This window comes from Undibacterium sp. CY21W (assembly GCF_014284265.1).
GTDB classification, from domain to species: Bacteria; Pseudomonadota; Gammaproteobacteria; order Burkholderiales; family Burkholderiaceae_D; genus Undibacterium; species Undibacterium aquatile.
On the sequence record NZ_JACOGE010000006.1, the window covers coordinates 244,919 to 257,659 of the forward strand.

Genomic DNA, 12,741 nt, shown 5'->3' on the forward strand with positions numbered 1-12,741 from the left:
TTTATGCGACAAAAATTCCGGATATTTTTGTCGCATTTTTTCTTCTGAAAATTGCGCTGCTCAGTTTTACCTGTGACGAAGTCGTCGTAGAAATTAGCCGACGCTGAATCATATATGCAAATTTAAAAATAATCGTTCCTCGCTTTTCCTTTCGAAGATTAAATCTCATTTGAACATCAAACCGCATACAACCAGGAGCGCGGTCAAACTGAAATCTGCCTGCTCCATCTCTAATGAGACTTTTATGAAACACGCAAAATTACAATTCAACGTGCTGGCATTGAGCCTGCTGACGGTATCCACGGCCTTCGCTACCGATGGCTATTTTTCTCATGGCTACGGTATCAGAACTCAAGCCACTGGCGGTGTGGGCATCGCGTTACCACAAGATAGCCTGGCAGCGGCGAGCAATCCTGCAGGCATTGCGTGGACAGGAAACCGTATTGATGGCGGGCTCAGCTGGTTTAGTCCCAGCCGCAGCACCGACATCACCGGAAACGGTGTTCCCGGCGTTAATGGCAGCTACGAAGGGAATGACAAAAAGAATTTCTGGCTGCCTGAATTGGGCTACACCAGACAGTTGAATCAGGATGTCAGTATTGGTATTGCGGCTTACGGCAATGGCGGCATGAATACCGATTATGGCAAAAATCCTTACGCCGGATTTGGCAGTAAAGGCAGCGCTGGCGTTAATCTGGAACAGCTGTTCATTTCGCCTTCGCTGGCTTACAAAGTCAATGACCAGCATGCGTTTGGTGCTGCCATCAATTTTGCTTATCAACGCTTTTCAGCGAAGGGAGTCAGTGTTTTTTCATCGGCCTCTATCGACAGTAAAAACCTGACCGACAATGGCAATGACAGCGCAACTGGCTGGGGACTGCGCCTGGGCTGGAGTGGACAAATCACTCCTGCGCTGACACTCGGCGCGACATGGGCATCGAAAGTCAAAACCGGTAATTTTGAAAAATACCGTGGTCTGTTCGCACAAGGCGGTGGTTTTGACATTCCGGAAAATTACGGTATTGGCCTGGCATACAAAGTACATCCGCAATTAACGCTGGCAGCCGATCTGCAACAGATCAAGTATGGCGACATCAGCTCTATCGCCAATCCTCTGGCAAATTTATTTGCTGGAAATCCACTCGGTTCTGAAAAAGGCGCAGGCTTTGGCTGGCGCGACATCACTGTCGTCAAAGTGGGAGCAGTCTATGATTACAGCGAGGATCTGACCCTGCGTGCGGGCTACAATCATGGCGGCCAGCCTGTACCTGCCAGCGAAACTTTTTTCAATATTCTCGCACCGGGAGTAGTGCAGGATCATCTGACGCTGGGCGCTACATACAAAGTGGCGAATGGCGGCGAATTGAGTTTTTCATATACACATGGTTTCAAAAAGACCGTCAATGGCAGTAATTCCATCCCAGCATCTTTTGGTGCTGGCAATGCCAATGTCTCTCTTAGCGAAAATATAGTCGGCGTCGCTTACGGCTGGAAATTCTGAACACATCTGAGGTTGCGATCTGAGATCACAACTTCTGCGCATGCTGCCATCCTGAATAGCTGTTCACAAGGATGGCAGCATGCATTGTCACTACCGACGATTTACCGCATCACGCATTACTTAACCTCAACATCTCTTTACTCCGCCTGAGTCAGGGCATTTCGAGTAAAACCATTTTTGCTTACTGCCAGAAATATGACATTCAAAAAACACATCTGCATTGCCCTGTCTGGGATTACCGCAGCGGTTTGCCTTGCACAGATCAATCCAGCTTTTGCAATCGATAACCGGATTGATCAGATACGCCCAGACGCACCGGAACTGGCTGCGTATGGCCGCTATCCTGTCGGCGTCACAACACTACAGGTCAGCAATCCGGAGCAACTGGATATTCTGAATGCGAAACCAGATGAGGCTATCCCTCGCTATAACCGGCCGCTGACACTGGAAATCTGGTATCCGGCCGTCGCTGCTGACCACTCGCCATCGGCGACAACATTCCGCACGTTTTTACGCGATGGAAAAACAGAGGTGACGTTGACAGGGAAAGCAGTACGTGATGCCGCTGCCGAAAAAAATGCAGGTGTATTTCCATTGGTGATCGTCTCTCATGGTTATCCGGGGAACCGCTTTCTGCTCAGTCACCTGACAGAAAATCTCGCCAGCAAAGGCTATGTCGTAGTGGCGATCGACCATACCGACAGTACGTTTCATGAGTTTAAAAATTTTTCCAGTACTTTATTAAATCGTTCCCTCGATCAGTTATTCGTATTAAATCAGATGGCACTGTTAAACGAACAGGACAAAACCGGGAAATTAACAGGAATCATTGATGCGGCTAACACTGCGCTGATTGGCTATTCCATGGGTGGTTACGGTGTGCTCAACAGTTTAGGTGCAGGCGTCAGCGCGAAAAGCGTGAGTGCACCAACCGTGCCGAATGGCGCGCTACAGAGTCGCGCCGCAAATGATCCACGTTATCTGGCATCCATCGACAAACGAATTAAAGCAGCAGTCGCATTTGCCCCCTGGGGCTGGAATGCAGGCTTATGGGATACGCAGGCGCTGGCAGCGATCAAAACGCCACTTTTTTATATTGCTGGCAGTGCCGATGATGTCTCGGGTTATTCGCCCGGTGTGCGTAATCTGTTTGAATCCAGCATCAATACAGGGCGCTATCTGCTAACGTTTGAAAATGCCAATCACAGCGCAGGCGCACCGATTCCTGCCCCAAAGGAATCATGGCAGGCAGTGCCGACGCTGAAACGTATTCCGGCTGAGAGTTATATCGATGCGGTGTGGGATAACACCCGGATGAATAATATTTCCCAGCATTTTGTCACGGCATTTCTGGGGAAATATCTGAAACATGACGACAGCATGGATGCTTTTCTCGCGCTGACCGAAAACGCCAGAGACGGAAAATGGAGCACCGACGAAAGTGGCAACAAAAAGCCCGAGCATACGTATTGGAAAGGCTTCCCGGCTCGCACTGCGGTTGGATTGAAACTGGAATACCTGCCAGCGGCAACATCGCAGAAACAATAAATAAAAGCCGTATCCCTGAACGACACAAGGATACGGCTTTTTTATAGCGACCATGCCTATCGACTGACGCCGCGACGCTGATTTGTCAACGGCAGCCAGTCATTTTTGCTCAACTCCGGCGGGTCGCCGACAAGCGTTTGACCACCGCGATCAGGCGGTCTATTTCATCGCAGGTATTGTAGAACGCAAACGAAGGACGCACAGTTGCCTCAACACCAAAGCGTCGCAATATCGGTTGTGCGCAATGATGACCGGAACGTACCGCAATGCCTTCCTGATTCAGCGCGTGCCCGACTTCTTCGGTCTTATAACCAGCGAGGACAAACGATGCGACACTCGCCTTCGCGTGAGCCGTGCCTATCAGGCGTACGCCAGGTATGCTTTTCAGACCATGGGTTGCATACTCAAGCAAAGCATGTTCGTACAAAGCAATTTTTTCAAGACCAATACGTTCCACATAGTCGATCGCAGCGCCCAAACCTACGGCATCGGCAATATTGCCGGTACCAGCCTCAAAACGCGCTGGTGCAGGTTGATATTGGGTGCGTTCAAACGTCACATCCGCAATCATATTGCCGCCGCCCTGCCACGGTGGTAATTGCTCCAGTAAAGCTTTTTTACCGTAGACAACACCGATGCCGGTAGGGCCGAATACTTTGTGTCCGGAAAACACATAGAAGTCGGCATCCAGCGCCTGCACATTGACACGCAGGTGCGACACTGCCTGCGCACCATCCACCAATACGCGGGCACCGGCGCTATGCGCCAGCGCAATGATTTCCTGTACCGGTGTGATGGTACCCAGTGCATTCGACACCTGCGTGACCGAGACCAGACGGGTCTTGCTGTTGAGCAGTTTGCGATATTCATCCAGCAGAATCTGGCCGCTGTCATCCACCGGAATCACCCGTATCACTGCGCCCTTTTCTGCCGCCAGCTGTTGCCAAGGAACGATGTTGGCATGATGCTCAAGTTGCGACACGATGATCTCATCACCGGCACCGATAAACTTTTTACCGAAAGTATTGGCGACCAGATTAATCGCTTCCGTTGCACCGCGAACGAAGATAATTTCCTCTGGCGACGCCGCCCCCAGAAAACGTGCCACGGTATTGCGCGCACCTTCGTAAGCATCGGTTGCGCGCGCTGCCAATTCGTGTGCAGCACGATGAATATTGGAATTCTCGTGTGCATAGAAATAGCTGAGCCTGTCGATCACCGATTGCGGCTTTTGCGTCGTCGCTGCATTATCAAACCAGACCAGTTGTTTACCATTCACACGCTCGGCCAATATCGGAAAATCGCGCCGTACGGCATGAATATCAAATGGTGCGGCCAAAGCAGGATTCGCAGCGCGGGGAGCAGCATCCCAGTAATTTTGCTCGCCTTGCTGAAAATAATACGTGGCCGACAATTCATTTGCCGGTGTGGTTGGTGTGGCTGTCGCCGTTTTTGCCGGATACAACTCTCCTAACAAACGCTGCAATTGATCCTGTCCTGGTAAGCCAAAAGCCCGGGCGCTAACCTGATCGCTTCCTGTCGCCTGCGCCGCCAGACTATCCAGCCCCGTATCCGCCGACGGATAAGCATGTTCCCCGCCTAAAAAATAATATGGCGAACCTGCCCCACCAGCCTGAGGCCGGGACGGTGCAACGCTGCTACCACCGTTGTGCGGCAAGGCCGCCGCATAGATCGCGGGTACACCTTGCGCGATGCCCGGCTCTGCCAATGGCGGAACATGTGCAGACGAACTGCTTTGCGGCTCGATAACAGGTGCTTTCCCGGCAGGAGACACCGGCGCTGAATGTGGCTCGTTCAGGTGCGACAATCCCGGCAGGAATTGCGCAGCCGCCTGAGCAGCACCTGGCACCAGCGCGAAGAATTCAGATGCCATGCGATTCAGCAGTGCCTCATCCGGCACACCGTCCGCAGACACCTGACTATTATTTGTAGGTGTCAGGATAGTCATGGTATTTACCGATCTCTACATCGTCCAACACAGCCAGGGCATCATCCGTCAACACTGCCAATGAGCAGTAAAGAGAAATCAGATAAGAAGCAATCGCATTACGGTTAATGCCCATAAAACGAACTGACAGACCTGGGCTCTGTTCACCAACCAGCCCGGGCTGGAAAAGACCAACCACACCTTGCCGTTTTTCACCAACGCGCAGCAAAATGATTTTGGTTTTGCCGTCTTCAATCGGTAATTTGTCAGATGGAACCAGAGGAACGCCGCGCCATGTCAGGAATTGCGAACCAAACAGGCTGACTGTCGGAGGAGGAACACCGCGACGCGTGCATTCGCGGCCGAACGCTGCAATCGCCAACGGATGCGCGAGGAAAAAGCCTGGCTCTTTCCATACTTTGGTCAGCAGATCGTCCAGATCGTCCGGTGTCGGTGCGCCAGTCAGCGTCGATATGCGCTGATCATCATGCACATTCGCCAGCAGACCATAATCAGGGTTATTAATCAGCTCGCTTTCCTGACGCTCTTTGATTGTTTCTACGGTCAGACGTAATTGTTCTTTAATCTGATCGTGCGGGCTGCTATACAAATCAGAAATACGGGTATGCACATCCAGTACCGTGGCAACTGCATTCAGGAAATATTCGCGCGGTTGCTCTTCATAATCAACAAACGTTTGCGGCAATTCAGATTCGTCACGCTGAGAACAGGCAACGCGGACATCCTTAGGATTTTTTACTTTATTGAGACGGTAGATACCTGCTTCAACCGGCAGCCATTGCAGCAGATGCACCAGCCAGCGTGGAGAAATGGTCGATAACTGCGGAACGGTTTTGGTTGCATTGGCTAACTGACGGGCAGCATTATCGCCCAGTGCAAAATTCGGCGAAGGTACATCAGACATAGGTCACTCCATGAGTAAGTGGATTTATCGGACTGCAAAAAATAACAACAAGAAAATCAATTCATCGGATAAGACAGTGTCTGATGCCCATCGCCCTCATTCAACATGCTATCGCCATCAAGGACATCTTTTGCATTGCCTGGGCATGGCGCACATCCTCACAGCGAGCCAGCAGTTCTGACATACGGAGGCCCAATGCCTGCGATAGTTTTTCCATCGTCACCAAAGACGGAATCACTTTTCCGCGCTCAATCTCGCCTATATAAGAACGATTCAGATTCGCCTTTTCCGCCAGCACTTCCTGCGACCACTGATGTGCATCTCGCGCCTGACGAACGGCAATGCCAAAGCAATTGCAAAGCTCTTTCATCATCACTCCGGATGAGGCACTTCGGCATGCTGTTCATGGCGCAAACTCGCCTGGCTGACATGGCTGCCGGGTGCCACGTCATTCGTGACCCAGACATTGCCACCAATCGTCGCGCCACGTCCCAGCGTGATCCGTCCTAAGACGGTCGCACCGGCATAAATGACGACGTCATCCTCAACGATGGGATGGCGCGGTAAACCTTTCTGCAAATTGCCTGCTTCATCGGCGGGAAAACGTTTCGCGCCAAGTGTCACGGCCTGATAAATACGCACGCGCTGACCGATTACTGCGGTCTCACCAATCACCACGCCGGTACCGTGATCAATGAAAAAGCCCGGGCCTATCTGCGCACCAGGATGAATATCAATGCCGGTCTGGCTGTGTGCAATTTCTGCGACGATACGTGCCAGTAAAGGCACGCCCAGCAAATACAATTGATGTGCAACCCGGTGATAAATCATGGCCAGCACGCCGGGGTAGCAGAGTAAAACTTCATCGACACTGCGGGCGGCAGGATCGCCCTGATAAGCGGCAATCACATCGCTATCGAGCAGGCTGCGTATCTGCGGCAAAGAACGTGAGAAAGTACGCACGATAGACACTGCCCGGTCTTCGGTATGCAGCTCATGATGATTGTTATAGCGCGATGCGTAACTCAGCTCCAGCCGCACCTGCGTCAGCAATGAATGCAGCACCGAATCAAGGGTATGCCCGACGTAAAAATCTTCACTTTCCTGACGCAGTTCCGGTGGCCCAAGGCGCATGGGAAACAGCGCTCCGCGCAGATCTTCAAGTATTTTTGTCAGCGCATCGCGCGATGGCAATTCACGCCCCCCCGGTTCCGATGGGCGCACCTGACGGCTGCGCCAGGCCTGACGCACAGAGGCCAGTTCACTGACGACCTGCTCGATACCAAATAACGACGCTCGCTGTGTTGCAGGCGCATGAACTTGATTATTAATTTTATTGTTAGTCATAACTCTGATCAGTTCAGGTGTGAAACAACTTGCAGACAAAAGAAGTCGACGACCACAATGCCAGCAAATTCCGTGTGGTCGTTGATATGTGCTTAATCCTGAACCCAGGGCAAGGAGTGCAAACGCCAGCCACCGAGCTGACCACGTTGCTGCGTCTCATTGATCTCACCTTCAAACCCCTCGGTGATATTGAAGACGTTCACAAATCCAGCCTTGCTCAATGCTTCAGCCGCTGCCGCTGAACGCTTACCACTACGACATAACAACAAAAATACGGCAGCCTTTTCTTTGAGTTTGCTCTCGAACTCCTTCACGAAGCGCGGATTACGGGTCAGTGCAGTGCCTGTTGCCCAGGCAACGTGCTGACTATCGGGAACATGACCAACAAACTTACGTTCTTCATTCGTGCGAACATCAACCAGGGTCGCCGCACCGAGTTGTACCAGACGCCAGGCATCAACCGGCGTCAGACTGCCGGCAAAAGGCAATTGTTGTTGGCGAGCATCCTCTCTTGCATGGGAAAGCAGGCTTGCGACATCGCAACCGCTGCCATCAGAAGCGGAACTGTTGGAAGAAAATGCATCGTTGGGAGTCATCGTAGAATCTGTCATAAATATCTTTCAAAGCAATCGATGTATTTACCGCACATCGTTATGACAAAACTGTAGCGAAATCTCTAAGAGTGGAAAACGAATTAAAACGCGATTATTTATACAAAAAACGATTAACGATTTCTTTCGGTACTGTCGCCGCGCTGGCGACACTAATCAGCGAACGTAGATGAATGCCGAAATGAGCACGTAAAAAAGCCCCCGCTAATGACTGGCGGAGGCTCTATTTTCAGATGATTTTATTCTTCAGTTTATTCGGACAGGCAGGAAAAACAGTCATTCATTTTTGATTTTTTCACAACGCCCATCACGATAAGGGCCTGCGGTACGCTCCCAACCATCGCCCGGCGAAGTCTGCGAACAGACCTCTGCATCTTTGATTTTGCTTTTCCACTTATACCAGGATGCAGGTGCGGCGAATGCTGCAAACGATACACACAGCAAAAGGAATGCACACAATACGGTGGCGAGAGATCGCTTATGGCAACTGTGTTGATCACCCATTAAAACACCTCCCATCCTTTGTTGTATCAACAGACCATTCACCGTAAAAAATCATCATTTCAACGCCTGATAAACGCGGTGACTCAGCTAGCTTGTAAATTGCTTATATGCTGTGCCAGTTCATCAATACTCAGGATCACAATATCATGCGCCGCAGCGTAATTCAGAATATCCTGACCACGTGACATGCTGCCATCCGGATTCATCAGTTCGCATAATACCGCTGCCGCCTGCATTCCAGCCAGACGTACCAGATCCACAGAACCCTCAGTATGACCACGCCGCTGCAATACTCCTCCAGGCACTGCCCGCAAAGGAAAAACATGCCCGGGCCGAGCCAGGTCGCCAGGCACGGCTCCATCTGCGATGGCAGCCTTAATCGTCGTAACCCGATCGGCAGCAGAAACGCCGGTAGTCACACCATGCTTTGCTTCGATTGTGACCGTAAATGCCGTACCAAAACGACTGCCATTTGCTGCCACCATCGGTGGTAAATCAAGCTGCTGCAAGCGCTCGTCGGTCAGGCACAGGCAAACGATGCCGCTGCAATCACGGATCAATCTGGCCATGCTCTCGGTAGTAATTTTTTCCGCTGCGATGATCAGATCAGCCTCATTTTCACGATCAAAATCGTCCATCAATAAGACTGGTCGCCCATTCCGAAGGTCAGCCAGAGCGCGCTGTAAACGCTCAGCAAACGGGCTGTCGGAATAAACAAAACGCTGGGATGATTGTGCAGTCGCAGCGACTGAAGATGATGCAGTAGCTGAACCGGATACTGCAGTAAGACTGTTTGTGTTGCTCAACATAATTGAAACGCTCCGCAAAAAAAAATGTGCAAAAGACGTTTCAGGGGATTTTTGAATAGCCCAAAGCCAGCGCTCGCAAGCTGGCGCGAGCACTGATATCAGGCGTATCTTCTCTCATCCGGACTATCACCGTCGGCTCTGGAATCACACCAGATCTGCTGACCTTGCAACACCATCAGTACAACTACGATGATCATTCACTGCAAGCGCTCGCGGGCTTGTTTTGCCAAAAATATCTGGCAAATTTTACCGCCGGTGGGGAATTACACCCCGCCCTGAAGACGTACGACCTGCCGATTTAATCGGCGGACAGATTATACGCAAAATGCTCTGCCGGTGTTTTTCAGTGCAGGAATGGATGATGATAGTGAAGTCCGGAAAGCGGCATCATGTCGGGCAGAGGCACACTGCCACGACACTGACCTACACCTCAATGCGCTCTCGGCAAAGTGATCTGAAATACAGAGCCGCCACCGGCGTGTTGAGAATAACTGACCAGCCCCTTATGTGCCTGTGCAATCGCGCGCACCACCGCCAGACCCAACCCGCTACCGCCACTTTCGCGCGAACGGGAATCATCGCCGCGTTGAAATGCTTCAAAGATAAAAGGAATCAGATGTTCAGGAATGCCCGGCCCTTCATCAGTCACCGTCAGATGAAATGCGTTTTGCGACAGTCTGGACTCAATCAGCAACTTGCCGGGAGACGCGTAGCGACGTGCATTTTCAAGCAAAGCAACGATAACTTGTCGTATCCGCGACGGGTCGCAAACGATGACAGTGCTTTCTACCTTCATATCAAGATAAAACCCGGCAGCAGTCAGTGATGGCGCCATGAGTTCAAGCACCTGACTGACTTCGGATGCAATATCCACATCTTCCAATCTCAGGCTCAGATAAGCGCCATCGGCCAGACTGAGGACGCGTAAATCTTCGACCAGACGGGTAAGCCCATCGACCTGATTCAAGAGATTACGAAACTGCGCTTCCTCAGGCGGAAATACGCCGTCAGCCATGCCCTGCAAGCGTCCTCGTAGTATCGTCAGCGGCGTCCTTAATTCATGCGCAATCGCAGCATTCCAGGTCGTTAATTCATGCGCGGTACTCTGCAGGCGTTCTGCCATAGAATTAAAACCATCAACCAGGGCGGCGGTTTCGCCCAAGGTACGATCACCTGCAACTGCGCGGGCGGACAGATCGCCGTCGGCAATACGTTTAACACTGTCAGCAATGGAGTTAAGCGGAATCAATATGCGCCTGGCCAGTTTCCTTGCCGCAGCGATGCCAAACACAAGACCGACAACAGTAATCGTTGCCATATAAATCCATTCCGGCCATGTTGGCAGCGACATTGGATCGACGTCTGTAAACAAACTGGGAACCCATTGAATCAGTAAAGCATAAAACACATATGTACTGATTAAAACGATGGCGATGATGCTCAGCACAACCGCCGATGTCCAGCGAATGATCTGTCGGCTGAAATCCGATTCAGTGCTCACGATGGACTCTTCAGACAATAACCGACGCCGCGCAGGCTGACCAGCAAATGCGGTACATCTGCGGCTTCTAATTTCTTACGCAATTTGCTGATATGGCTATCAACGGTACGCTCCAGGCTGTCACCTTCTGGCAGGCAACTGACCAGCAATTCAGCGCGGCTATGCACCCTTGCCGGCGTGCGCGCCATGTGTGCCAGCAAGCGGAATTCGGTCAGAGTAAGAGGCAGCGGAAGAACTTCGTCCTTCATCTGTACGTAAGCCTGATGCGTTTCCAGATTGACTTCTATCGGTCCGCAGCGCAACAGGCCACGCTCCGTCGCGCCGCCACTCCCCGTACGCCGCAAAACCGCCAATGCGCGTGCGGCAACCTCCGCCGGATTAAACGGTTTGACGACGTAGTCATCGGCACCAACACGCAATGCAATCAGCTTATCAATATCCTGATCATGTGAAGTCAACATGATCACTGGCGTACTTCCTCTTCGTCGCAACTCGGACAACACCTGCCAACCATCAACATGGGGCATTTTGACATCCAGTAAAACCAGATCCGGCTTGATTGCAAGATGCAACTCTAACGCAGCACGTCCATCTTTTGCATGAGCAGTGCGCATGCCATCCCGATGCAGATAAGCCTTGATGATTTCGACAATTTCCGGCTCATCTTCAGCGATGAGAACTAAGGCGCCACCAGGCTCTGGTTTGTTCGTGCTAACGGGATTAACTGCAGGATGGTTCATAAGTGTTCAGAAAAAATAGCGATCTCCATCATAACTCCATAAATTCACCACGAAAACCCCACGCTGTTTTATTAAGCTTGCGGCTGACCAGTCTGACTCTGGATATCCAAAGAAGGTACATCACCATGACGAACACGTTTGTTAAACAGCGATTAATGATAGCGACGCTCACTGCTGTCAGTGCTATTACGCTCGCCGCATGCAACAAATCAACACCCGAAGTAGCAGCCCCGCCCGTGATTGTGGCAGCAACGACAATTCAAACAGCGAATGTCGTTTTACATGATGAGCTGCAAGGCCGTGTAGTTGCCTATCGCACCGCAGAAATTCGCCCGCAAGTCGGTGGCATCGTTCAGAAACGCCTGTTTCAGCAAGGTGCTGAAGTGCGTGCCGGGCAACAATTATTTCAAATTGATGCAGCGCCACTGAAAGCAGAATTTGATATCGCAGCCGCTGCTCTCAGACGATCAGAGGCAGTTCTTGAGCGCGCCACACTGCAAAGCAAACGACTGCAACAGATGGCAGAGAGTGATGCGGTCAGCCGCCAGGTATTGGACGATGCGCAATCCGCGACGGCGCAGGCAGCCGCAGATATTGCACAAGCCAAGGCGACCCTCGCACGACGTCGGCTGGATCTTGACTATGCCAGCATCAAAGCCCCTATTTCCGGACGCATTGGTCAGGAATTGCTGACTGAAGGCGGGCTGGTCACGGCCAGCGATGTCAATCCCATGGCAAAAATTCAGCAAATTGATCGCGTCTATGTCGACGTCAGAAAGCCTGCATCAAAATTAAGCTCCATGTCCTATCTGCTTGCGAAAGATAAGAGCAACGAAGCAAAGGAAATCCCAGTTCAGGTGCTGGATGCAGAAGGCCATCCTTACCCTGTCAACGGCACACTGTTGTTCTCTGGAGTGAATGTTGACACAAGCAGCGGTGAGATCGTAATACGTATCGAAGTAGATAACCGCGACCGCCAGTTATTACCCGGAATGTATGTACGTGCCCGCGTTCCACAAGGAACAGCAACCGCGTCGGTATTAGTTCCGCAGCAGGCAGTCCAGCGTGACAGTGTGGGGAAGGCATATCTGTGGGTGGTGGAAGCCAGCAAAAAAGTTACTCAGAAACCGATTGAACTGGGTGCCCTTGTCGGATCGAACTATGTCGTCAACAACGGTATCAGTGCAGGCCAGCTTATCGTCGTTGAAGGCGTGGAACGTTTGCAACCGGGAAGCGAAGTCAATGCACAACAGTGGAAAGCGACGTCAGCATCTGCGGCGCGTTCGAAATAAATTCAGGGAATGATC

Annotated in this window: 12 protein-coding genes and 1 riboswitch; of the genes, 3 read left to right on the forward strand and 9 right to left on the reverse strand. The window is 51.4% G+C overall.

Features of this window, described 5'->3' with window-relative positions; translation table 11 throughout:
* The first annotated feature begins 244 nt into the window (after window positions 1-244).
* Together H8K29_RS15045 and H8K29_RS15050 are read left to right on the forward strand one after the other, a co-directional pair.
* A complete protein-coding gene (locus H8K29_RS15045) occupies window positions 245-1,501 on the forward strand; it encodes an OmpP1/FadL family transporter (RefSeq protein WP_186898235.1) in 1,257 nt (418 codons plus the stop codon).
* Between the two features lie 195 nt (window positions 1,502-1,696).
* A complete protein-coding gene (locus H8K29_RS15050) occupies window positions 1,697-3,049 on the forward strand; it encodes a dienelactone hydrolase (RefSeq protein ID WP_186898236.1) in 1,353 nt (450 codons plus the stop codon).
* Between the two features lie 109 nt (window positions 3,050-3,158).
* Here the strand turns inward: H8K29_RS15050 and H8K29_RS15055 are convergent, their stop codons facing one another.
* From H8K29_RS15055 to H8K29_RS15095, 9 genes are all read right to left on the reverse strand, one after another.
* Window positions 3,159-5,018: a family 2A encapsulin nanocompartment cargo protein cysteine desulfurase gene (locus H8K29_RS15055; protein WP_186898237.1), complete on the reverse strand. Its 1,860-nt coding sequence runs from the start codon at window positions 5,016-5,018 to the stop codon at window positions 3,159-3,161.
* Complete coding sequence (locus H8K29_RS15060; protein ID WP_186898238.1) at window positions 4,993-5,922, reverse strand: family 2A encapsulin nanocompartment shell protein; 930 nt, start codon at window positions 5,920-5,922, stop codon at window positions 4,993-4,995. The genes H8K29_RS15055 and H8K29_RS15060 overlap by 26 nt, the downstream gene beginning before the upstream one ends.
* 100 nt (window positions 5,923-6,022) lie before the next feature.
* A complete protein-coding gene (locus tag H8K29_RS15065) occupies window positions 6,023-6,295 on the reverse strand; it encodes a helix-turn-helix domain-containing protein (protein ID WP_370527202.1) in 273 nt (90 codons plus the stop codon).
* Window positions 6,295-7,269: a serine O-acetyltransferase EpsC gene (gene epsC, locus H8K29_RS15070; protein ID WP_186898239.1), complete on the reverse strand. Its 975-nt coding sequence runs from the start codon at window positions 7,267-7,269 to the stop codon at window positions 6,295-6,297. The genes H8K29_RS15065 and epsC overlap by 1 nt, the downstream gene beginning before the upstream one ends.
* A 92-nt stretch (window positions 7,270-7,361) precedes the next feature.
* Complete coding sequence (locus tag H8K29_RS15075) at window positions 7,362-7,880, reverse strand: rhodanese-like domain-containing protein (protein ID WP_186898240.1); 519 nt, start codon at window positions 7,878-7,880, stop codon at window positions 7,362-7,364.
* A gap of 276 nt (window positions 7,881-8,156) precedes the next feature.
* Window positions 8,157-8,384, reverse strand: coding sequence for a hypothetical protein (locus H8K29_RS15080; RefSeq protein WP_186898241.1), 228 nt, complete (start codon window positions 8,382-8,384; stop codon window positions 8,157-8,159).
* A gap of 83 nt (window positions 8,385-8,467) precedes the next feature.
* A complete protein-coding gene (gene ribB, locus H8K29_RS15085) occupies window positions 8,468-9,193 on the reverse strand; it encodes a 3,4-dihydroxy-2-butanone-4-phosphate synthase (protein WP_186898242.1) in 726 nt (241 codons plus the stop codon).
* A 102-nt stretch (window positions 9,194-9,295) separates the two neighbouring features.
* A riboswitch (FMN riboswitch) is annotated at window positions 9,296-9,480 on the reverse strand.
* A 143-nt stretch (window positions 9,481-9,623) separates the two neighbouring features.
* Window positions 9,624-10,694, reverse strand: coding sequence for an ATP-binding protein (locus tag H8K29_RS15090; RefSeq protein ID WP_186898243.1), 1,071 nt, complete (start codon window positions 10,692-10,694; stop codon window positions 9,624-9,626).
* Window positions 10,691-11,434, reverse strand: coding sequence for a response regulator (locus tag H8K29_RS15095; protein ID WP_186898244.1), 744 nt, complete (start codon window positions 11,432-11,434; stop codon window positions 10,691-10,693). The genes H8K29_RS15090 and H8K29_RS15095 overlap by 4 nt, the downstream gene beginning before the upstream one ends.
* Before the next feature lie 125 nt (window positions 11,435-11,559).
* On the opposite strand from H8K29_RS15095, the gene H8K29_RS15100 reads away from it, so the two are divergent.
* Window positions 11,560-12,726 (forward strand): efflux RND transporter periplasmic adaptor subunit, encoded by a 1,167-nt coding sequence (locus H8K29_RS15100; RefSeq protein WP_186898245.1) that lies wholly within the window; start codon window positions 11,560-11,562, stop codon window positions 12,724-12,726.
* Window positions 12,727-12,741 lie beyond the last annotated feature (15 nt).